Origin of the sequence: Hahella sp. KA22, from assembly GCF_004135205.1 — a bacterium.
In the GTDB taxonomy this organism is placed as follows: domain Bacteria; phylum Pseudomonadota; class Gammaproteobacteria; order Pseudomonadales; family Oleiphilaceae; genus Hahella.
Map to the genome: position 1 here is coordinate 5,526,735 of NZ_CP035490.1, position 22,845 is coordinate 5,549,579.

22 protein-coding genes are annotated in these 22,845 nt (G+C 52.5%); 5 read left to right on the forward strand and 17 right to left on the reverse strand.

Going from position 1 to position 22,845, the window contains the following annotated elements:
• Positions 1–171 precede the first annotated feature (171 nt).
• From EUZ85_RS24345 to rpoE, 5 genes are all read right to left on the reverse strand, one after another.
• Positions 172–1,581 (reverse strand): DegQ family serine endoprotease, encoded by a 1,410-nt coding sequence (locus EUZ85_RS24345; RefSeq protein WP_127972756.1) that lies wholly within the window; start codon positions 1,579–1,581, stop codon positions 172–174.
• A 150-nt stretch (positions 1,582–1,731) separates the two neighbouring features.
• Positions 1,732–2,166, reverse strand: a complete 435-nt coding sequence (locus tag EUZ85_RS24350; RefSeq protein ID WP_127972757.1) for a SoxR reducing system RseC family protein — start codon at positions 2,164–2,166, stop codon at positions 1,732–1,734.
• The gene (locus EUZ85_RS24355; RefSeq protein ID WP_127972758.1) at positions 2,163–3,191 is read right to left on the reverse strand and encodes a MucB/RseB C-terminal domain-containing protein; all 1,029 of its coding nucleotides are present in this window, start codon (positions 3,189–3,191) and stop codon (positions 2,163–2,165) included. Before EUZ85_RS24355 ends, EUZ85_RS24350 begins: the two co-directional genes overlap by 4 nt.
• A 3-nt stretch (positions 3,192–3,194) precedes the next feature.
• Complete coding sequence (locus EUZ85_RS24360) at positions 3,195–3,827, reverse strand: sigma-E factor negative regulatory protein (RefSeq protein ID WP_127972759.1); 633 nt, start codon at positions 3,825–3,827, stop codon at positions 3,195–3,197.
• Between the two features lie 143 nt (positions 3,828–3,970).
• A complete protein-coding gene (gene rpoE / locus EUZ85_RS24365) occupies positions 3,971–4,567 on the reverse strand; it encodes an RNA polymerase sigma factor RpoE (RefSeq protein WP_127972760.1) in 597 nt (198 codons plus the stop codon).
• A 257-nt stretch (positions 4,568–4,824) separates the two neighbouring features.
• On the opposite strand from rpoE, the gene nadB reads away from it, so the two are divergent.
• The 5 genes from nadB (at position 4,825) to EUZ85_RS24390 (ending at position 9,224) form a co-directional block, all read left to right on the forward strand.
• Positions 4,825–6,441, forward strand: a complete 1,617-nt coding sequence (nadB, locus tag EUZ85_RS24370) for an L-aspartate oxidase (RefSeq protein WP_127972761.1) — start codon at positions 4,825–4,827, stop codon at positions 6,439–6,441.
• Between the two features lie 113 nt (positions 6,442–6,554).
• Positions 6,555–6,815, forward strand: coding sequence for a succinate dehydrogenase assembly factor 2 (locus EUZ85_RS24375; protein ID WP_011395704.1), 261 nt, complete (start codon positions 6,555–6,557; stop codon positions 6,813–6,815).
• Positions 6,793–7,224, forward strand: a complete 432-nt coding sequence (locus EUZ85_RS24380; protein WP_127972762.1) for a protein YgfX — start codon at positions 6,793–6,795, stop codon at positions 7,222–7,224. Before EUZ85_RS24375 ends, EUZ85_RS24380 begins: the two co-directional genes overlap by 23 nt.
• 15 nt (positions 7,225–7,239) lie before the next feature.
• Positions 7,240–8,232: a folate-binding protein YgfZ gene (locus EUZ85_RS24385; protein WP_127972763.1), complete on the forward strand. Its 993-nt coding sequence runs from the start codon at positions 7,240–7,242 to the stop codon at positions 8,230–8,232.
• A gap of 152 nt (positions 8,233–8,384) precedes the next feature.
• Complete coding sequence (locus EUZ85_RS24390; RefSeq protein WP_127972764.1) at positions 8,385–9,224, forward strand: HDOD domain-containing protein; 840 nt, start codon at positions 8,385–8,387, stop codon at positions 9,222–9,224.
• Between the two features lie 41 nt (positions 9,225–9,265).
• On the opposite strand, the gene ung is transcribed toward EUZ85_RS24390, so the two are convergent.
• From ung to rimM, 12 genes are all read right to left on the reverse strand, one after another.
• A complete protein-coding gene (ung, locus tag EUZ85_RS24395) occupies positions 9,266–10,027 on the reverse strand; it encodes a uracil-DNA glycosylase (protein ID WP_127972765.1) in 762 nt (253 codons plus the stop codon).
• A gap of 42 nt (positions 10,028–10,069) precedes the next feature.
• A complete protein-coding gene (gene lysS / locus EUZ85_RS24400; protein ID WP_127972766.1) occupies positions 10,070–11,593 on the reverse strand; it encodes a lysine--tRNA ligase in 1,524 nt (507 codons plus the stop codon).
• A gap of 71 nt (positions 11,594–11,664) precedes the next feature.
• Positions 11,665–12,763, reverse strand: a protein-coding gene (gene prfB / locus EUZ85_RS24405; RefSeq protein ID WP_127972767.1) for a peptide chain release factor 2 whose coding sequence is annotated in 2 segments (ribosomal slippage) — positions 11,665–12,687 and positions 12,689–12,763 — 1,098 coding nt in all. Because the reading frame shifts where the segments join, the coding sequence is not laid out codon by codon here.
• A 121-nt stretch (positions 12,764–12,884) separates the two neighbouring features.
• Positions 12,885–14,636, reverse strand: a complete 1,752-nt coding sequence (gene recJ / locus EUZ85_RS24410) for a single-stranded-DNA-specific exonuclease RecJ (protein ID WP_370454854.1) — start codon at positions 14,634–14,636, stop codon at positions 12,885–12,887.
• An 87-nt stretch (positions 14,637–14,723) separates the two neighbouring features.
• The gene (thrC, locus tag EUZ85_RS24415; protein ID WP_127972768.1) at positions 14,724–16,118 is read right to left on the reverse strand and encodes a threonine synthase; all 1,395 of its coding nucleotides are present in this window, start codon (positions 16,116–16,118) and stop codon (positions 14,724–14,726) included.
• Positions 16,119–16,221: 103 nt separating this feature from the next.
• Positions 16,222–17,517 (reverse strand): homoserine dehydrogenase, encoded by a 1,296-nt coding sequence (locus EUZ85_RS24420; RefSeq protein ID WP_127972769.1) that lies wholly within the window; start codon positions 17,515–17,517, stop codon positions 16,222–16,224.
• A gap of 52 nt (positions 17,518–17,569) precedes the next feature.
• Complete coding sequence (gene alaC / locus EUZ85_RS24425) at positions 17,570–18,760, reverse strand: alanine transaminase (RefSeq protein ID WP_206617946.1); 1,191 nt, start codon at positions 18,758–18,760, stop codon at positions 17,570–17,572.
• A 517-nt stretch (positions 18,761–19,277) separates the two neighbouring features.
• Positions 19,278–20,021 carry a DsbC family protein gene (locus tag EUZ85_RS24430; protein ID WP_127972770.1) on the reverse strand — a complete coding sequence of 248 codons (744 nt, stop codon included), beginning with the start codon at positions 20,019–20,021 and terminating at the stop codon, positions 19,278–19,280.
• Positions 20,022–20,170: 149 nt separating this feature from the next.
• The gene (xerD, locus tag EUZ85_RS24435; protein WP_127972771.1) at positions 20,171–21,073 is read right to left on the reverse strand and encodes a site-specific tyrosine recombinase XerD; all 903 of its coding nucleotides are present in this window, start codon (positions 21,071–21,073) and stop codon (positions 20,171–20,173) included.
• A gap of 97 nt (positions 21,074–21,170) precedes the next feature.
• The gene (gene rplS / locus EUZ85_RS24440; RefSeq protein ID WP_127972772.1) at positions 21,171–21,527 is read right to left on the reverse strand and encodes a 50S ribosomal protein L19; all 357 of its coding nucleotides are present in this window, start codon (positions 21,525–21,527) and stop codon (positions 21,171–21,173) included.
• 29 nt (positions 21,528–21,556) lie between these two features.
• Positions 21,557–22,333, reverse strand: a complete 777-nt coding sequence (gene trmD / locus EUZ85_RS24445; protein ID WP_256372707.1) for a tRNA (guanosine(37)-N1)-methyltransferase TrmD — start codon at positions 22,331–22,333, stop codon at positions 21,557–21,559.
• On the reverse strand, positions 22,308–22,829 hold the full coding sequence (gene rimM / locus EUZ85_RS24450; RefSeq protein WP_127972773.1) for a ribosome maturation factor RimM: 522 nt from the start codon (positions 22,827–22,829) through the stop codon (positions 22,308–22,310). Before rimM ends, trmD begins: the two co-directional genes overlap by 26 nt.
• Positions 22,830–22,845: the final 16 nt, after the last annotated feature.

Below are 22,845 nucleotides of genomic sequence, written 5' to 3' on the forward strand. Positions count from 1 at the left end.
GGCGGCGAAATTTTAACAGCTCCGCCGAGTAAATTGCAGCGAATTAACAAAATACCCTCAGAATTCACACCGATATTGGGAGAAACGCCGTTTTCCCTACAATAAAACGAGCAACGGCCGGGCTTCATCCTGAGAAACCCGGCCGCCGGCTTCGTCCAGCCAAACCTGAACCTACTTGTTGTTCAACTTCAACACAATGAATGCGGGATTGCCCTCACGGACAATCAGTACTGGCAGCGACTTGCCAACCGGCAGCTTCTCAACCACCTCATGGAACTGCGCTACGGACCCAACATCTTTGTTGTTGATGCTGCTGATCACGTCATTGGGCTGAATGCCAGCCGTCGCGGCGGGTCCAGGAAACACTTGCGCCACCATGACGCCTCCCGATACCTGCATACTCTTTTTTTCTTCATCCGTCAGATCGCGAACCTGTAAATTCAGGGCGTTATTCTGCGGAGCGGTCTGACCTGCCGGTACGCTGGCGACGCCGTTGTCGTCCGCCGGCAACTGGCCAATCTCGACGTCAACATCCATTTCATCCCCGCGTCGCACAACTTTCATCTTCGCCTTCACTCCTGGCGTAGAGCGCCCGACCAGATGCGGCAACTCGGAGGATAATCCAATCTCATTGCCGTTATAACTGACGATGACGTCCCCTGGCTGCAAACCGGCCTTATCGGCGGGCGAGCCTTTCATGACCTGCGCCACCAATGCGCCACGCGGCTTGTTGAGATTGAAGGACTCAGCCAGATCCTTATTCACTTCCTGGATCAGCACGCCCAACCAGCCGCGCTTGACCGCGCCTGTATCTTTCAGCTGATTCATCACATCCAATGCGACATCAATGGGAATCGCAAAAGAAACTCCCATGAACCCACCTGAGCGGGTATAAATCTGAGAGTTGATGCCGACAACCTCCCCTTCGAGGTTGAACAGCGGCCCGCCCGAGTTGCCGGGATTAATCGCCACGTCCGTCTGGATAAAAGGAACATAATTTTCATTCGGCAAGCTGCGCCCCTTGGCGCTGACGATGCCCGCCGTCACAGTATATTCAAAGCCAAATGGAGAGCCGATGGCGACGACCCACTCACCCACCTTTAACTCAGAAGACTTGCCCAGCTTGAGAACGGGCAGATCATCCGCCTCCACCTTCAAAACCGCCAAATCCGACTTTTCATCCGATCCGATCAGTTTCGCCGTCAGCTCGCGACGGTCCATCAGCCGAACGAATATTTCATCCGCGCCCGCTACGACATGATTGTTGGTAAGGATGTAACCATCTTTGGAAACGATGAAGCCTGATCCCATTGACTGGGCTTCCTGCGGGCCTCTGCGACGGTATGGATCGCCAAAGAAGTGGCGAAAGAATTCAGGAATCTGGTCTTGCTCGGGACCGCCAAAATAATACTGGGCGCTATCGTCTCCGACTTTACGTACGGTGCTGATGTTTACCACCGCCGGAGAAGTTTTCTCCACCAGTCCGGTGAAGTCAGGTAGATCAACGGCCCCTGCTCGCATGCTGATGACGGCGCTCATCCAGAACAGCAAAACCGCCGTATATTTCTGACAAACCTTCATATGCAACTCCACTTGGTTACCCAAACCACCCACACGAAGCATGGGCACAGTCGTTTGCCCCAGGCGCTCCAACCAAACGAGCCAACGCCTCCCGGCTCACATAGTGGCGTCAGATTTCCTTTAGATAATTGGAACTAGGCTATACGACGCTTAACAAAGCTTGCGTAATAATTGGGGATGGTAGGAGGGATTGCAAGACAGCCTTGATGACAAGATTTTAACAAAAACAAAGCCTAAGCCCAGTCCTGACAGGCCCGCCAGGGCGACGCCAAGATCCGGCCAATGCAGCAGTGATTGACTGACTCCAGCCAAAATAATCATCACAACCAGGGGAACCAGATAAACCAGCAGAGAGGCGTTGAGCAAAGCCTGCTCAGCAACGCCAATCTCCACTTCATCTCCAACTTCGACATCAAAGGTTTTCGCCACTTTAATCTGAGTCGAGGCGCCAGCGCTCATCTGATTGAGAAGTCGCGAACCACAACCCTTTCTAGCCGAGCAGCTCTGGCAGACGGACTCCCTGATGGTCCTAACCCAGACTTCATGGTCGCCAACAGCAACGACTTTCCCGGTTTCCAATATCAAGAGGCGTCTCCAGCGGATGGACTTGACTGCATATTATCCGCCACCCGCTTGACCGTCTCAATGGGCACCTCACCCACCACCGTAATGACGTAGGTCATGCCTCCGTGCTTGATATGTTTCGAGTAAGCAGTGGTCGCCCCCATGCGGGAAGCCCCCTCCGGCATGGCCTGGGGGCTATTCTCTTCGACAAATATGCTGAACATGGTCAAACCGTCGCCGTACACCTGCGTGCGCATATCTCCAGGCATAACGTCGTTGCGCTTGGTTACGTTAGGCGACATGCTGAACCCTTTCGGAAGCCAGGCGGGCATCCATTGTTCGGGCAACGTCTCTGAGGTTGCTCCTTGTTTTGGCTCTAACGCTTTGGCGTCTGTCTCAGGCATTGAAGGCGCCAACTCCTGATCCGTCACCTTCGCGTCCAGCTCCAGCACCGTATACTGGAAGTGCTCCAGCACTTCTCCCTTACGGTTGGTCAAAAGAGACTTAAGCAGCATACCTGAGTTTTTTTCCAACCACAGGTAATAGCTGTAGCGGTATTGATCTTTGGCCATGACCGCCATCTTCAACACATCATGCCCGGCTACCCGCTCCTCTCCGGCCATTTTCAACTCGTAGACCGAATCAACATCGGAGCCGCCATTCAAAACCGCCCCCGGAAATGGCCCGGTGTAAGCAGCCTGCTCCAGTCGAACCTGCTTGCCGCCGGGAAACACGCAAATCAGCATGTCTCCATCCCGGATGATCTCCCTCATCTCTCCGTCCATGGCGACCAAACGCTCTCTCTCCACGCCATTCTGCGTACGATGAAAGACCTTCATAGAACTCATTTCATCGCCACGGCTGTAGATAAATGCGCCGCGGTAAGAGAGTTCCTGACGCGCCTCCAACATGCGCTGCAGCCATCCTTGCGGGCCTGAAGCCTGCGCTGTTGCAGAAGTCAGTGACATCAGCGCCAGAATCCAGACCAGACTCCACTGCCGGACACCATCCCTGATCACCGCCACTTTACGAATTACCAGTTTCATTGCTTACCTGCGCTGCTCTGTTCCTTGCCCCTCTACCACCTCAAAGGCGCTCAAACGGGCATAGGGAGAAATAACCTGCGAGCCATTCAGCGCAGCCTGCTCGGCATGCTTCATCAAATAGGCGTTCAGCCTGCTTGCATGCTCTGCGGAGAACTGAACAGCATCTTCGCTTTCCGCACCGGAATCCGCCACCAAATGAGAGCCGGCGCCGTTCACATTCAACGCCGGCGCACTTTGCTGTCCGCTGGCGACAGCAGGAGCAGGTTGCGTCGAGTTTGGCCCGCCGGAAAACTCCACCATAAATACAGCAGCGAAAGCGACCGACGCCGCAACAGCGACTCCGCGCCACCAACCGCCGCCAGCGCGAGCTTCTTCCGGCTCAGCCACCTCTTCTACAATGTTCTCATTGCGATCAACGCCTTCCTCTTCCTCCAGCGCAGACCAAATGCCCTGACGCAGGTCAACATGCGCCCATTGCGCAGCTTCTTCGTGGAGTTCATCGCGAACACGCTGATACCGACTCCAGGTCGCCATCACCTCTTCATCATGGGACTGCGCCAGTATACGGCGCACCTCCAACTCATCCGCCTCTCCATCCAAAAGCGCGGACATAGATTCTTTCAGTCGTTCATTCATAACCGTCAACCTCTGCAAATCCGGAGCCTGTGCGCCGCTCCGGCCTCTCTGTAATACTTTTCATTTCGCCAACCTTGGTGATTCCCGGCATCCCCGTTGGAAAAACCCATGACGCTCAAGACTCCCGTCGCTTCCCGCCCATTTCAGGCGCGCATTTTCTGTTCCAACATCGGCGCAATTCGCGTATCCACCGCGTCCCGGGCCCTGAAAATTCTCGATCGCACGGTGCCTACGGGGCACTGCATGATCTCTGCTATTTCTTCATAGCTAAGGCCATCGAACTCACGCAGCGTCAGGGCTGAGCGTAAATCTTCAGGCAACTCATCCAACGCTTGGAATATCGCCTGTTTAACCTGATCGCGGTGTACTTGGCGCTCGGGGGAGTCAATATCTTTCAAAGCGGAGCCGCCCTCATATAAAACCGCCTCGTCTGCGTCCACATCCTCCCCTGGCGGGCGACGCCCTTGAGCCATCAGGTGATTTTTCGCCGCGTTAATGGCGATACGATAAAGCCAAGTGTAAAACGCGCTCTCACCGCGAAAGTTGGCGAGCGCCTTATAGGCCTTGATAAACGCTTCCTGCGCAACATCCATCACTTCGTGGTGATCGCGAATATAGCGGGCGATAATCGCCATGACTTTGCTTTGATATTTCACCACCAGCATGTCAAAGGCGCGCTTGTCCCCGCGCTGAACCCGCTCGACCAATTGTTGGTCTGTCGTCTTGTTAGGAGCGCTCATATTTTCCTTATTATCCAGTAATTCAGCGCGACCACGCGTTGATTCAAGAGCGGTCAAAACCTGCACTGACATAAAAGAACCACCGTTTGCTGCGTCTATAAAAGTTGTTTGCATAGCCCTATAGACACAACTTTTTTCGGATAGTTCACTCTTAGCCATTAATGTTAGTATATTCAGCTATTCTGCTTGGGCCCAACAACTATCCGGTCCTTTTTCCTGGCTGTTTTTTCCTTGATTGCTGGAGTCACGCAAAGGCTATGAGTTTAAGCTTCGAACACGATGTTCTCATTATCGGCAGCGGCGCCGCTGGCCTTACCGTCGCCCTGAATCTTCCCACCGATTTAAGAGTGGCGGTATTGTCCAAGACTGAACTCAAAAGCGGCTCCACGCTTTGGGCGCAAGGCGGCATCGCGGCGGTGTTGGACGATGACGACAGCACTGAATCCCACCTGCAGGATACGCTGGTGGCCGGCGCTGGGCTGTGCGACAAGGACAGCGTACGCCTTACCGTTGAGCATGGTCGTGAGGCCATTGAATGGCTTATCTCCCAGGGAGTGCAGTTCGATACAGACGAATCCGAAGAGTCCACGCAGAAATACCATCTCACCAAGGAAGGCGGACATAGCCATCGCCGCATTGTTCACGCTGCAGACGCCACCGGCCGTGCAGTATCAGGCTCACTGGCCGATCGCGCGCGTGAAAAAGCCAATATTGAAATATTCGAAGACCGCGTCGGCATCGACCTGATCACCCATAGCAAATTGTTTCTTCCCGGCAACCGCTGTGTCGGCGCCTACGTGCTGAACAAAAAAACCAGTCATGTAGAGCTGTTCCGCGCCAAATTTGTGGTGCTCGCCACCGGCGGCGCCAGCAAAGTCTATCTCTATACCAGCAATCCTGACGTGGCGACCGGCGACGGCATCGCTATGGCCTGGCGGGCAGGTTGCCGCATGGGCAACATGGAGTTCAACCAGTTCCACCCAACCTGCCTTTATCACCCTCAGGCGAAATCCTTTTTGATTACAGAGGCCGTTCGCGGCGAAGGCGGCAAGCTTCTGCTGCCCAACGGCAAGCGCTTCATGGGTCAATTTGACGAGCGCGAAGAGCTCGCTCCACGTGACGTCGTCGCCCGCGCTATCGACCACGAAATGAAACGACTTGGCGCGGACTGCCTGTATCTGGATATCAGCCATAAAGACAAAGACTTTATCCTCGGACATTTCCCCACAGTGCACCAACGCTGCCTGTCTTACGGTATCGATATCACCAAAGAGCCCATCCCTGTGGTTCCCGCCGCACACTACACCTGCGGAGGAGTAGTTACCGACAGCGCCGGCCGTACAGACCTGAACTCTCTATACGCCGTAGGCGAAACTGCATTTACCGGACTCCACGGGGCCAACCGCATGGCCAGCAACTCCCTGCTGGAATGTCTGGTATTCGGCAAATCCTGTGCAGAAGACATCGCCAGCCGTATCGCCCATACGCCTGAGCCGCCGCCCGCTCCGTCCTGGGACGAAAGTCAGGTAACAGACTCCGACGAAGATGTTGTGATCTCACACAACTGGGACGAGCTGCGCCGCTTCATGTGGGACTATGTCGGCATCGTACGAACCAACAAACGCCTGCAACGCGCGAAGCATCGCGTAGACCTGTTACATCAGGAAATCCGTGAGTATTACAGCAACTATAAAGTGTCCAATGACCTGCTTGAGCTGCGTAATCTAGTGACGGTTGCAGACCTGATTATCTGCTCGGCGATCCAACGTAAAGAAAGCCGCGGCCTGCATTACACCCTGGACTACCCCCACCCGCTCAAAACGCCGGAAAACACGATTTTAACCCCCGTTAACTTTCCCGCGGAGCCTTGGTGAGCGTTTATAAATCGTCCCGATAAGGTTTCACGCCGCCATGGGTGGCGGCGAGGGCCTGGGACCGTTATCATGCAGCCAGAATGACGGCCCACGGGCAACATACAGAGGCGCAAATGACTGAAGATGTAGAATACAAGCGTTTATTCTGGCACAGCCGACGCGGAATGCTGGAGTTGGATGTGCTGCTGGTTCCTTTTCTCAAGGAAGCCTACCCCGAACTCCCGGACGAAGACAAAGCGCGCTACCGTATGCTCTTAGAGTGCGAAGACACGGATATGTTCCAGTGGTTTATGCAAAAATCCACGCCGGAAGATCCTGATCTGGCGCGCATCGTTAAAATCATCCTAGACCGTGTTCAACCAAGCTACGATTGAGCTGCGACCATCGCTGCAGTTGACGCTGTTCTTTACCGTCTTTTTCGGACTGATTGGCGTAGTGTTATTGGCTCTGGCGATGCCGGTCTGGCTAAAACTTTCTTTGAGCGCCCTGTTAGGCGCTCATTTTGTCTTCACCGTCGGCCAGTATGCTCTGTTAACCTGGCCGACTAGCGTGATAAAAATCCGCTATGAAAAAAACGGCGATGAAGACGTGAAAGTCAGACTGTTCAAACGCAATCAACGCGAGCTGGATACCCGTCTGCACGGAGACACCTGCGTCACGCCAATTGTTACCTTGCTGGTCTGCCGCACAGGCTGGCGAGATCTGGTATTTCTCGTCCGGGATAATTGTGATCCGGATGCATTTCGCCGTTTTCGAGTTTGTTTACGCTTCGCCAGGAATTAAGGGAGATCCATTTATATGACGTCCTTTTGGAACACCTTCGCCGCCCCCGCAAATACTCCGGCGACACAGGAAAGCGACGGCGCCCCGCATATCCACAGGCTGACCAACGTCGCCTTACTGGAGATAAAAGGGCCTGACGCCATCAAATTCATGCAAGGTCAATTTACCTGCGACGTTCAGGATATTACCAGCAACCATTCTTCGCTGGCCGCGTGCTGTACCCCTAAAGGCCGCATGGTTGCATTGTTCCGCATAGCGCAAGCCAAGCCTGACTGCTATTTGCTGAGACTGCCCGAAGAGGTCGCTCAAAGCTTTCTCGCTCACCTTAATAAGTACAAGGTGTTTTATAAGTGCACCGTCACCCTGCTGGATGATTGGGGCGTAATAGGATTGAGCGGAGATCTGGATGCGATCCAGCCTCTCTCTTCCAACATTCCTGCTTCCATAGACGCCAGCCATGTCGGCGAAGGCCTATTGCTTATTCGTCCACCCGGTAAAGCCTCCCGAGTGGAGTGCTGGCTGGATAGCGATCAGGCGTCAAAGTTACTACCGGAGCTGGATAATCAATGCGCGGCTGGCTCTATTGAGGATTGGGAACGCCTGGAAGTTCTTTCAGGATTGGGAGAGGTTTACCCAGAGACCCTGGATGAATTTATCCCGCAAATGCTGAACCTGCAGGCGCTGGGCGCCATCAGCTTCAAAAAGGGCTGCTATACGGGGCAAGAAATCGTCGCCCGCATGCAATACCTCGGCACTCTGAAGAAACGCATGTTTCTACTCTCTTCTGATAGCTTCGCTCCTGCGCCCGGCTCAGCGGTTATCGACGAGACCGGGGCTCGCATTGGTTCGGTCGTGCGCAGCGCTCAAGGACAAACCCTCGCCGTGCTGGACAAATCTGCGGCAATAGACAAAGCGCTACGCCTGGAGGAGGCTCCGGAAACCTCATTGCAATTGCTTGAACTTCCCTACGCGATTGAAGAAGTTAGCAACACAAAGAAAAAGCTCTAGCATAATTCCATACCTTAGCGGCGCGTTTCTATGCGCCGCCGACAAGCATCCCTCAAAAATTCTGCTATAACTTAAATTGGACCTTGCAAGAGGCTGAAGCGCTTCTCAGTGGGCCCGAATCCAATGCAGCCAACCTATTCACGGATATGCAAATGGCAGAATTAGAAGAGAAAATCAAAGCAGACATACTTCAGGCAATAGATTCCGATAAGCTGGTGCTGCCCACCCTCCCGGAGGTCGCTCTGCAAGTTCGAGAAGTGGCGGAAAGTCCGGACTCCTCCGTTCAGGACCTCGCTAAAGTCATTAGCAACGACACCGCCATGACGGCCCGCATTATACGTGTATGCAACAGCCCCCTTTTACGCGGCAGCAGGGAAATATCGAACCTGACCATGGCGATTGGCCGCCTTGGCATGGCCTATACCGCTAATCTCGCGACAGGGCTGGCGATGGAGCAAATGTTCCAGGCCACCTCGGAACAAATAGATCAACGTATGCGAGAAATCTGGCGCAGCAGTACGGAAGTGGCCGGCATCTGCCACGTGCTGGCGCAGCATTACACCAAGTTAAAGCCCGATCAGGCGACCCTCGCAGGACTGGTGCACCAGATTGGCGCCCTCCCCGTACTGACGTATATCGAGCACCACGACATTCATGTCGACAACGAAACGCTCGACAAGCTGATCGAAACCCTGCAGCCCACGATTGGACAGTACATTCTCAAAAAGTGGGACTTCCCTGCAGAACTCCAAATCGTACCGACAGAGTTCAGCAACTTCCATCGGGAAGCGCCCAACGTCGATTACGCAGACGTGGTGATGGTCGCCAAGCTGCAAAGTCTGATAGGCAGCCAGCATCCTTATACTGAGATGGATTGGGGGCAGATATCGGCGTTCAACCGGCTCGGACTCGACCCGGAAATAGATATGAACGAGGCGGAGGACTTAAGCGCGGAAATGGAAGCCGCCATGGCGCTACTTTCACCTTCCTGACGCAAACAAAAAACGGCGGACCTGGGTCCGCCGCATTGGCCTTACTCTACAGAGGCTGGCGCTTTCTTGATGAGCTGCCCCTTCTCATCCAACCGATCCTTCGGGGGCAGCCGCCAGTCAATCGCTTTCTTTTGATGTGCGCGCAGATAATCATTCGTGCTGGCGAAATGACCGCAACCCATAAAACCGCGATGAGCGGATAACGGCGACGGGTGAACACTTTCCAGCACACAGTGACGCTGGCGGTCGATAAAGGCGCCTTTGCGCTGGGCGTAACTGCCCCACAACAAAAACACCACATTTTCCCGCTCGCTGTTTATCAGCTGTATCACTCTGTCAGTGAACTGCTCCCACCCTTTCCCCTGGTGCGAGGCGGCCTTGCTCTGCTCCACTGTCAGTACGCTGTTCAGCAGCAAAACACCTTGTTGCGCCCAATAGGCCAGACATCCATGCTCCGGCACGCCTAATCCAAGCTCATTGTTGATTTCCTTAAAGATATTCACCAACGATGGCGGCGGCGCAATCCCTGGCAACACGGAAAAGCTAAGTCCATGCGCCTGACCCGGACCGTGATAAGGATCCTGCCCCAATATAACTACCGACACATTTTCAAAAGGCGTCGAGTTAAGAGCATTGAAGCAATTATTCAGACTGGGGTATATCACCTTGCCCTGCTCGTCTTGCGCCCCAAGAAACTGCTCCAGTTGCACCATGTAGGGCTTGGAAAACTCGTCTTTCAGGGCATCCTTCCAGCGGGTGTCTGGGGCCAAAGCCCCAAACAGCACCTCTGCGCAGCTTTGCATCTGCATTCTCCTTTTCTCTATCCGTTCATTACGGCGGAACGATCAGTCCGCCAACGGGCGCATATGAGGGAACAAAATAACGTCTCGAATTGAGGGCGAATCGGTCAGCAGCATCACCAATCGGTCGATGCCAATACCCTCGCCCGCAGTAGGCGGCATGCCGTGCTCAAGCGCAGTGATGTAGTCTTCGTCGAAGAACATCGCCTCGTCGTCGCCAGCCTCTTTCTCCTCCACTTGCTTACGGAAGCGTTCAGCCTGATCTTCCGGGTCGTTCAACTCCGAGAAACCGTTGGCGATTTCTCTGCCGCCCACGAAAAACTCAAACCGGTCAGTGACGAATGGATTATCGTCATTGCGACGCGCCAACGGCGATACTTCCGTCGGGTACTCAGTGATAAAGGTCGGCTGCATCAAACGATGCTCAACTGTCTTCTCGAAGATTTCGATTTGAACCTTGCCCAGGCCCCAGGATGCTTTGAGAGGGATACCCAGGTCAGTCGCCACCTTTTTAGCGCCGTCCATATTATCAATATCCGCCAGCGTCAATTCACGGTTGAAGTGCAGAATGGACTCCACGACAGTCATACGCAGGAAAGGCTTACCGAAGTCATAGACGATTTCATCGACCACCTCGCCCTCAGCATTCTTGGAAGTGTTGCGCACTTCCGTCGTTCCTAGCGCTTCCTGAGCCACCCACCTCAGCATTTCCTCGGTCAGGTTCATCAGGTCTTTGTAGTCAGCGAACGCCTGGTAGAACTCAATCATGGTGAATTCAGGATTGTGGCGAGTGGACAAGCCTTCGTTGCGGAAGTTGCGGTTAATTTCAAATACCCGCTCAAAACCGCCTACCACCAGACGCTTCAGATAAAGCTCAGGCGCTATACGCAGGAACATTTCGATATCCAGGGCATTGTGATAGGTCACAAAAGGACGCGCCGTAGCGCCGCCAGGAATGACCTGCAACATTGGCGTCTCCGCCTCAATAAAGTCACGCTTGGTCAGGAAGTAGCGGATGCTTTCGATCACTTTGGAGCGAATACGGAAGGTTTCCCGCGCTTCTTCATTCGTGATCAGGTCCAGATAGCGCTGGCGATAGCGCATTTCAGTGTTGGTCAGTCCTTTATGTTTGTCCGGCAAAGGACGCAACGCTTTCACCATCAAACGCGGGTTTTCCATATTCACGTAGAGATCGCCCTTGCCTGATTTATGCAGAGCGCCTTCCGCCGCCACAATATCGCCCAAATCCCACAGTTTGACGTTTTCCAACTGCTCCGGCGGCAACCCCTTACGATCTACATACAGCTGAATACGTCCCGTTGTGTCCTGAATGACGACAAAAGGTCCACGCATCGCCATGATGCGGCCAGACACTTTGGCGCGCACGCCCGCTTCTTCCAGCTCTTCCTTGCTTTTATCACCATAACGAGCCTGCAGGTCTGCACAGTAGCTGTCGCGACGAAAATCATTCGGAAACGCCTGCCCCTTTTCCCGCAACTTACCCAGCTTGCCCCGGCGCTCAGCGATCAGTTTGTTTTCATCTATTGCAGGATTTTGGTTCTCTGTCATGGTTTGCTTAATCCACTATTTATCAATCAGTTGGCAAAAATTACGGGTCGAGATATAAGCGAAGGGCCTGATTACAGGCCCTGCTTCAAACTCGCCTCGATAAACTCATCAATATCGCCGTCAAGCACCGCCTGACAATTGGAGTTTTCTATTGAAGTACGCAAGTCTTTGATACGCGACTGGTCCAAAACGTAAGACCGGATCTGGCTGCCCCAACCAATATCGGATTTACTATCTTCCAGTTGCTGCGCTTCAGCATTGCGCTTTTGTATTTCAAGCTCATACAGCTTCGCTTTCAGCTGCTTCATCGCCTGATCTTTATTTTTGTGCTGAGAACGATCGTTCTGGCACTGGGTCACGATGCCGGAAGGCATGTGCGTGATACGTACGGCGGACTCAGTCCGGTTAACGTGCTGACCGCCGGCGCCTGACGCGCGATAGACGTCTATGCGCAGATCCGCCGGGTTGATGTCGATTTCGATATCGTCGTCCACTTCCGGAGAGACAAACACGGACGCAAAAGAAGTATGACGGCGGTTGCCAGAATCAAACGGCGACTTCCGCACTAACCGGTGCACGCCCGTTTCCGTGCGCAACCACCCGTAGGCGTATTCACCCTGGAAATGGATCGTGGCGCTTTTAATACCGGCCACTTCTCCGGGGGACTCCTCAATCAAGTCAGTTTTGAATCCACGGCGCTCGCCCCAACGCAGATACATACGCAGCATCATGCTCGCCCAATCCTGCGCTTCGGTGCCGCCGGAGCCCGCCTGAATATCCAGGTAGGCGTTATTGGGGTCCATTTCTCCCGCAAACATCCGACGGAACTCCAAGGTCTCCACTTGAGCGCGGATTGATTCCAATTCGGTTTCCACTTCAGCAACCGCATCCGCGTCCTGCTCTTCCACCGCCATATCCAGCAAATCGGAGCAATCCGTCAATCCACCGGTGACGTCATCGACAGTCTTCACCACCACTTCAAGGGAGGAGCGCTCTTTACCAAGACCTTGCGCACGCTCTGGATTATTCCAGACGCCGGGATCTTCGAGCTCCCTTTCTACTTCAACCAGACGTTCTTTTTTGACGTCGTAGTCAAAGATACCTCCGTAAAGATTCTACGCGGGTGCGCAAGTCCTTGATGGTATTAACTATTGGATTCACTTCTAACATAATCGTCGGGGCCTCAAAAAACAGTTGAAACGGCGGCGGATCATCCGCCGACCGTAAAGAAAGCCCGCTATTGTAAACAAACTGAACAGTGAGTTACACCTAGGAAAAGACGATAGACAGCCTAATTACAAGGCTCCAGATATTCGATTAGCAGTTGTAGATTGCTATGCCCGCGAAACTCATTTATGTCGAGCCTGAAAACCACCTTTACCCGATCCCATTCACTGAATGGCGTCGCGGGATCAATATTGAAGTATATCGCGTCATAGCAATTGCCCGAGCGATTATCCGCCAGCGTCATCTTGAGATGGCGTTCGCCGACAATTCGGCAGCTGGCGATGCGAAACTGGCCGTCAAACAAGGGCTCCGGGAAGGATTGGCCCCACGGCCCCGCATTCTTCAAAGTAATCGCCATATTCATACAAAGCTCTTCGGGAGACAGCTCACCATCCGTCAAGAGTTTCGCCTGCAAATCATCCGCACTCACAGCCGCTGCGACAACCTCTTGAAACGCTTCCGAAAAAGCAGCGAAGTTTTCCGGACGCAGAGACAGTCCCGCCGCCATGGCGTGACCGCCGAACTTGGACAACAGTCCACTACGCTTGGTGGCGACCGCATCCAGCGCATCGCGAATATGCAACCCGGGTATTGATCGGGCCGACCCTTTTAGCTCGCCATTATCCCCGGGCGCAAAAGCAATAACGGGGCGGTGCATACGGTCTTTGATGCGCGAAGCCAGAATTCCCACGACGCCCTGATGCCAGCTTTCATCATAAAGACACACTGCCGCAGGAGGGTTGTCGTAAGTCCAGTTCATGCGATCCAGAATCGATAGCGCCTGGGCCTGCATGTCGCGCTCTATTTCCTTGCGCGCCTGATTTAACCCATCGAGCTCCTGCGCAATCATCAACGCCTTGGCGGAATCCTCCGTCAGCAACAACTCGATACCTACGGTCATATCTTCCAAACGACCCGCTGCATTAAGCCTCGGGGCAATTGAGAACCCCAGATCGGAAGCGCTAAGCTTTTCCTGACTACGCCCAGCCACTTGCAGCAGAGCATTAATGCCAGGACGACAGCGCTTGGCGCGGATGCGTCGCAACCCCTGCTCTACCAGAATGCGGTTGTTGGCGTCCAACGACACAACATCAGCAACGGTTCCCAGCGCAACCAAATCGAGTAAATTAGCCAGGTTTGGCTCTATCATGCCCGTAGCGGCGAACCACCCTTTGTCGCGCAGCGCCTGCCGTAACGCCAGCATCACATAGAAAATCACCCCGACTCCGGCGATAGACTTACTAGGAAAGTCGCAACCAGGTTGATTGGGATTCACAATCGCGTCGGCTTCCGGCAACTCGTCACCCGCCAAGTGGTGATCTGTCACGATGACTTGCAATCCCGCCCGCTTGGCGGCTTTGACGCCTTCAATGCTGGCAATGCCGTTATCCACTGTAATCAGCACATCCGGCTGACGTGACAACGCCACATCGACTATCTCAGGAGACAGGCCATAGCCGAACTCAAAACGGTTAGGAACAATGTAGTCCACATAGGCCGCGCCAAACATACGCAACGCCAACACCCCCAAAGCCGTGCTGGTGGCTCCATCAGCGTCAAAGTCGCCAACGAAAATAATGCGCTGATTGCGCTGTAAGGCTTCCACCAGAATATCCGCAGCGCTTTGCGCGCCCGTCAGACTATCCAATTGCAACAGATGGCTTAACGAGTACTCCAGCTCATCACAACTGGCGACGCCTCTGGAGGCATAGATCCGCTGCAGCAAAGGAGGAAGTCCAGCTTGCTCAAGAAATTCCGCCGGAACAGAACGACGTTCGATACGTTTTTTCGGTATGGTTTGGGAGAGCTCGCTCACCGGCTATCCAATTTGTTGGTTGGCTAAATAGAAGTGACTCGTGACGGGACCATGTAAATAGTCACCGCCACGATCTGTCAATGGAGATTATTTCTTGAGCTGATCCTGCACAAAGCGCTGAACCGCCTGCAAGTCATTCGGCAACACCGTGAAGCGCTCTTCTCTGTCGAACAGATCAGACATATGAGCAGGTAGCTTCGGTTCTTCCTCAACGCCGGCTTTAGTTACAGCTTCGGGAAATTTCGCGGCGTGTGCAGTCGCCAGGACCACCATTGGCGTGTTTTTGTCCCGGCGGCATGCCCGGGCGGCTTTGATGCCGATCGCTGTATGCGGGTCTACAATCTCTTCCGTTTCAGAGTAAATCTGATCGATGCTCGCCAGAGTAGACTCGTCATCCACAGCGTAGGAGTCAAATAGCTCCCTGGCATGGCGCCAGCGATACTCTTCAATTGCGACATCCTCTTTGTTCATTTTCTCCATAAGCTCCGCCAACAAAGAGCCATTACGACCGTGTAGATCAAACAACAGGCGCTCAAAGTTGCTGGACACGACAATATCCATACTTGGAGATAGCGTATGTTGTAACGGTTGCAGGTTGTACTGGTTATTGCTCATAAAGCGATGTAGCACATCATTGCGATTAGTGGCAATGACCAACTGGCTCACCGGCAAGCCCATATTGCGCGCCAGATACCCCGCAAAGATATCGCCAAAATTCCCTGTAGGTACGGAGAAAGCAACACTACGATGAGGCGCCCCCACACTCAGCCCGGCATGGAAATAATAAACGATCTGCGCCATGATCCGCGCCCAGTTGATCGAGTTCACCGCAACGAGAGGGCGGCCGCCCAGGAACGTCTGGTCGCCAAAGCTCGCCTTCACCATCCGCTGACAGTCATCGAAGTTTCCTTCGATCGCCAGATTATGAACATTGCCGCCTGGCGCCGTAGTCATTTGCCTACGCTGAACCTCAGAAACGCGGCCATGGGGATGAAGAATAAAAATATCGACATGCTTGGAATGACGACAACCTTCAATCGCCGCAGATCCAGTATCACCGGAAGTGGCTCCCAGAATCGCCACTTTCTGTCCACGCTTTTCAAGAAAATGATCGACCAGACGCCCCAACAACTGCAGCGCGTAATCTTTAAACGCCAGAGTGGGTCCGTGAAATAGCTCCATCACCCACTCATTCGCAGAAATCTGCTTCAGCGGCGCCACAGCGGAATGAGCGAACTCTGAATATGCGTCATTGACGATGGCGGAGAACTCTTCCATAGACAGAGAGCCTTCCACGAATGGAAACATGACCTTGACCGCCAACTCCGGGTAACTCAATCCAGCCCAAGAGGCAATATCCTCTGGGGTAAAACGAGGTAAAAATTCAGGTACGTACAGGCCGCCATCCGAAGCTAACCCGGTCAACAGAACCTCTTCAAAGTTAAGCGCAGGCGCTTTACCTCTGGTGCTTACATACTTCACGATTTAAACCCTTTGCCTTTAGCGCAACGCGGATTACCGCACTGCGCTTTCATCTAATACTGTTAATCGAAAACCCTGCACCGGCAAGGTTTTCTAAATTTATTCAACTGAATGATTCAACGCGAATGCGCGTCACTTTGCCAACCACATCAGGGAGCGCCTCGATTACCGCCAGTGCATGATTCATATTCATCTCCTGCACCCGGTGAGTCAGCATAATCATGGGGATCAGCCCGTCATGCTGCTCGCTTTCCTTCTGCACAATCGACTCAATATTGATGCTGTGTTCACTCAGAATTTGAGCGACATTGGCTAGCACTCCCGGGTGGTCCTGCACAAGGATGCGCAAGTAGTAAGCACTAACCACTTCCTCCACTGGAACCACCTCAAGGTCATTGAGGTGCTCAGGGTTATGCCCCAGAGAAGGAACGCCAACCGCCACGCCTTGACGCAACGCCCTGGCGATATCCACCAAGTCTGCAACTACCGCAGACGCTGTAGCCTCAGCGCCAGCGCCAGCGCCGTAATACAAAGTCGGACCCACAGCGTCACCGTCGACCATCACGGCGTTCATAACGCCATCGACTTTTGCGATCAGCTGAGTTTCTGGCACCAGCGTTGGATGTACGCGCAGCTCGACACCGTGCTCCAAACGTCTCGCTATGCCCAAGTGCTTGATGCGGTAACCGAACTCTTCCGCATACTGAACATCTTCCGGCGCTATCGCACTTATACCTTCCGTATATGCACGCTTGAATTGCAAAGGAATGCCGAACGCAACGGACGCCAAAATGGTCAGCTTATGCGCAGCATCAATGCCTTCCACATCAAACGTCGGATCTGCTTCTGCGTATCCCAAAGCTTGCGCCTCTTTCAGCACATCTTCAAACGCGCGACCTTTGTCACGCATTTCCGTCAAAATGAAGTTGCCAGTGCCGTTAATAATCCCAGCCAGCCAGTTGATTCGGTTTGCAGCAAGGCCTTCACGCAGCGCCTTAATCACCGGCACGCCACCGGCCACAGCCGCTTCAAACGCCACCGTGACGCCCTTGCGCGCAGCCAACTCAAAAATTTCGCCGCCATGCTCTGCAATTAACGCCTTGTTGGCGGTAACTACATGTTTGCCGTTCTCGATCGCTTTGAGGATCAACTCTTTCGCGATTGTCGTGCCGCCAAGCAGCTCAACAACGACCTCGACTTCAGGATCAGAAGTTACAGCGAAGATATCAGTGGTAAATTGCGTTGAGTCCAGCCCACAAGCCGGATTCATCCGACGGGATGCGACACGGATTACTTCAATAGCCATACCCGCACGCGCCGCAATATCTGCACCATTGCGCGCCAGCACGTTAAAAGTTCCACTACCTACAGTGCCCAATCCACAAATAGCTATTTTCATCTACCACGTCTCCACAACATTACGCGCTTACTATGGCGCATTTAAGAGTGCCTTAATCCAGTATCAAACCATCTTTACGAAACATCGCCTTAATGCCCCGGATCGCCTGTCGCGTACGATGTTCGTTCTCAATCAGCGCGAACCGCACATATTCATCGCCATAGTGCCCAAAGCCAAGACCTGGAGATACTGCCACCTTTGCTTCCAGCAACAACTTTTTAGAAAACTCAAGTGATCCCAAGTGGCGATAATGTTCAGGAATTTTCGCCCAAACGAACATGGTTGCTTTAGGCGGAGTTACATCCCAGCCAATACTATCTAAACCACGACATAGTACGTCGCGACGCGACTGATACATCGCTCGAATTTCATCTACACAACCCTGGTCGCCCTCCAGCGCGGCAATCGCCGCCACTTGAATAGGGGTAAAAGTACCGTAATCCAGATAAGACTTAATCCGAGCCAAAGCTGCTATCAGCTCTGCGTTTCCACAACAAAAACCAACGCGCCAGCCAGGCATGTTATAGCTTTTAGACAATGAGAAAAATTCAACCGCCACTTCCTTCGCCCCAGGTACTTGTAATATCGAAGGCGCTTTATAACCGTCAAATACGATATCCGCATAAGCGATATCCTGCACAACCCAGATTTTATGCTCTCGGGCGATGGCGATGACTTTTTCAAAAAAGTCCAGTTCAACACATTGAGAAGTGGGGTTGCCAGGGAAGTTCAAGACCAGCATTTTGGGACGGGGCCATGAATCTAGAATTGCCTTTTCCAACTCTGTGAAAAAGGCGTCCGTATCCTCGCCCAATGGGATATGTCGAATATCTGCGCCAGCAATGACAAAACCATAAGGATGAATCGGGTAGCTTGGGTTCGGCACCAGTACTGCATCTCCTGGACCCATTGTCGCCAAAGCCAAGTGGGCAAGTCCCTCTTTAGAGCCAATGGTGACAATCGCCTCTTTCTCAGGGTCCAAATCCACATCAAAGCGGTTTTTATACCAGCGGGCGATAGCCCTTCTTAGCCTGGGAATACCCTTGGACTGAGAGTAACGATGAGTATCATCCCGTTGCACAGTTTCAGTCAGCTTGTCGACTATATGCTTAGGGGTTGGTTGGTCGGGGTTCCCCATACCAAAGTCAATTATATCCTCCCCTCTCGCTCGCGCCTGCTGCTTGAGCTCCCCAACAATGTTAAAAACATAGGGCGGCAAGCGACTGATGCGCGGAAATTCCATTGCGATCTCCTGAACGGCCAGAGGGCGAAGATTAAGATAAGTACAATATTGGGAACAGGCCACAATACCCCGCACCCCGTAGTGTGTCAACGCAGCGCGGCGCTTATTTTACAAGGATAGAAAAGGATATTATCTCACTCTGAGACAACCTGATCATAGGAAATGGCGCCGCCGGAAAACTACGGCTAACCTGTTAAGTAATTCCTTTCGGCGTAGACTGGCATTACGAAAATATAGATGGCTACTCAAACCAGAAAACCAGCTCAATCTCGCACAACAAAAGCTCTTCTTTTCGTCCCGTTGCTTTTCGCCGGGTGCGATAGCAGCACACCTTTCACTGGACTGAGCAATTATGAACTAAGCATGGAATTCAGAGCGTGCCAAAAAGAGGGACTATCTCCCGGGGGAGCTCAAAGATGCAACAATATTGAAAGGGAGTGCGAAATAAGGAAGGAAGAGAAAAACTTTCGCTGCTAGCGGAAGAGTCTCTCTTCCGCTAGCCAAACTGCCACTATTACTATTTAACGTCCAACCCCAAGCCTTTAGCGAGAGAATCAGCAGGCACATATCCTGGAATCAAGCGGCCATCATGCAACACGATTGCTGGAGTGCCGCTAATGCCAATCTGATTCCCCAAATTATATTGATCAGCAACCGGATTTTTGCAGTCTTTGGAAGCCGGAGTTTTCCCCAGTTTCGCTTCTGTCAGAGCCGCCTGCTGATCATCAGCACACCAAACGGAAACCATTTTTTGGTAGCTTCCCGAACCTACACCCGCACGAGGGTAAGCCAAATAATTAACTTGCACGCCCAGCTCATTCAAACGAGGAACTTCCTTATGAAGCTTCCGACAGTATCCACAGTCCACGTCCGTAAACACAGTGATAGAAGCCTTCACTACTTCAGGCTTGAATACGATCATTTTTGACTCATCAATCGAATTAACCAACTCTGCGCGAGTTTCTTCGCGCCGGCGCTCGGCCAAGTTAGTGATGCGCCCCTCGCTCACCTGGTAAATATCGCCCGCTACAAAGTATTGACCATCGGCGCTGGTGTACAGCAGCTGCGGATTATTGGACTCGACTTCGTAAACTCCCGGTATTGGACTGGGGCTAACCTTTAGGATTTTCAGCCCAGGCACAGCCTCAGCCAACCGCTGTTTAATCACTTTCACGGCTTGCTCTTGCTGCTCGTCGGCGCGCGCTCCGAAAGCGACCGACAGTGCCATTAATACCAATACAAAAGGGCGCATTACGTGCATGAATATACCTTCATCCGTTCTTGAATATACAGTTAGACCCTAAAACTACACAAATGTTCCTATCAAAACTAGGTCAATTGTGTAACGTGAAATAGATTTAACCTAACCCTTTCAAGCCCATACTCAAATGAAGCAAATACATAAAAAAATCAGGAGCGAGGGTGGTGTTTCGAATGCAGTTGCTGCAGCCTCGCCTTGGCCACATGGGTATATATCTGAGTAGTAGATAAGTCGCTGTGCCCAAGAAGCAATTGAACCACACGCAGATCCGCCCCATGGTTCAGTAAGTGAGTGGCAAATGCGTGACGAAGCGTATGTGGCGTTACATTCTTAGCAATCCCACTGCGTGACACATATAGCTTGATACGATGCCAGAAGGTTTGCCTTGTCATTTCCCCGCCACGCAAACTGGGAAAAAGGACACCATCTTCTCGCCCTCCCGTCAATTGGGGCCGAACGCCTTTGATATAAACTTCTAATTGCTCTATCGCCTGCTCACCCAAAGGAGTCAATCTTTCCTTATCCCCCTTTCCAACGACACGCAACACCCCTTGTCTCAAGTTAACCTGATAAAGCTGAAGACCAACCAACTCGGACACCCGCAGCCCGCTGGCGTACAACACCTCCAACATCACTTTATCCCGCGCCTCAATCGGCAATGAAATATCCGGCTCCGCTAGCAACCGATCCACTTCAGCCTCAGAAATCGCGCCCGGTAATAGCCGCCCAACTTTGGGGTGCTCAATCCTTAACGTTGGATCCTCCTGAATAACTCCTTCCCTTAGCAAATAGCGATAGAATTTTCGCAATGTCGACAACATACGAGCCGAAGAGGCGCTCTTGGCGCCCTTCTTCATGCGGGCAGCCAAAAAAGAGAATATATCCTCCCGAGAAGCATCAACAAGCGTCTTCTCACTTCTCGCCAGCCATTCCGCTAAGCGCAGAAGATCGGACCGGTAGGACATCCTTGTATTTTCGGACAGCCCCAGCTCCAGCCACAACATTTCTATGAACCTATCGATAACATCCTGGCAGGCCTGCGAAAAACTCATATCACTCGCCACATTTCCTTATCAAACTCCCAGCGTGACCACAAACAAAAAAGGGTGGTCAGATGACCACCCTTTTCTGAAAGGACAAAAGCAGGAATTAATCCAACTTCTCTTTGATGCGAGCAGCCTTACCGCTAAGATCACGAAGGTGATACAGTTTAGCCTTGCGGACGTCGCCACGACGCTTAACGTTGATGCTGTCGACCAAACGGCTGTGAGTCTGGAAAGTTCTCTCCACACCAACGCCATATGAAACTTTACGAACAGTAAAAGAAGAGTTCAGACCACGGTTTCTTTTTGCGATCACAACACCTTCGAAAGCCTGCAGACGCTCACGAGAGCCTTCCACTACTTTCACACTTACAGTTACTGTATCACCCGGAGCAAACTCTGGGATTTCTTTAGTCATTTGCTCAGCTTCAAGCTGGCTAATGATTGTGTTTTTGCTGCTCATGGCTCGCTCCTAACTAATCCGAAGTAATCCTACGTTTCTGATATTAACTGCCCGCGCTGCAACTCTTGTATGATTTGAGCCTCTTCTTCGGATAGCTCACGCTGCTCGAGCAAATCGGGTCTGCGCTGAAGCGTTCTAAGCAAAGACTGCTCCAACCTCCAACGCCTAATCTTTTCATGATTGCCACTCAATAAAACCTCAGGAACCCGCTTATCGCGATATACCTCTGGTCTCGTGTAATGAGGACAATCCAGCAAGCTATTCTCGAAAGAGTCCTGCTCAGCAGACTCATTGTGACCGAGCACTCCTGGCGCAAGCCGAGAAACACTATCGATAATAGCCATAGCGGCGATCTCGCCACCGCTAAGAACAAAGTCACCCAAAGACCACTCTTCGTCGACTTCATCCTCAATCAATCTTTCATCAATCCCTTCGTAACGACCACACAGAAGAATCAATCCCGGGGCATTTAACGCTGAGCGAACCAAAGCTTGATCCATTCGCCTCCCCTGAGGAGACAGATAAATAACCTTGCTTCCCACAGGAGCCACAGACTTCGCCGCACTCAATGCCGCCTCTAAAGGCTCTACCTTCATCAGCATTCCAGGACCACCGCCATACGGCCTATCATCTACCGTGCGATAGTTATCGGTTGCGTAATCCCTGGGATTCCAAGAGCAAACTTCTATCGAACTCTGCTTGATAGCCTTGCCCACCACGCCAAAGTCCGTAACCGACTTCAGCATTTCCGGAAATAAAGTTATGACGCCAAACCACACTTTAAAAATCCGGATCCCAGTCAACAATCATTAAATTCTTATCCAGATCAATATTCTCTATGAATTGACCTGGCAAGTAAGGAATTAGCCGCTCACGCTTATCAATGCTTTCCGCAGATCCTGCAACGACAAGCACATCATTAGCGCCAGTTTCAATCAAATGACTCACCCGCCCTATATTAACCCCTTCCGAGGTAAAAACGGTGAGCCCTTCCAATTGACGCCAGTAGTATTCACCCTCTTCCAAAACTGGAAGCTCTGACGACTCAATTTCAACCCGACAACCAACGTAGCTTTTTGCCAGATCTCGATCATCCACGCCAGCTAGCGCAATCACGATCCCCTTACCCTGAGGCTTACCAGATCGTAGCTTTGCGCCGGAGCGATTCCCATCTTCGCGCACCAATTCCCAATTAGCGTACCGAAGCATATTCTCCGGTGGCGACGTGAAAGAGTGAACCTTCAACCAACCTTTTACGCCATACACACCGACGATCTTGCCTATGCAAATTTTCTCACTCATCGGCGTGCTTCACCAA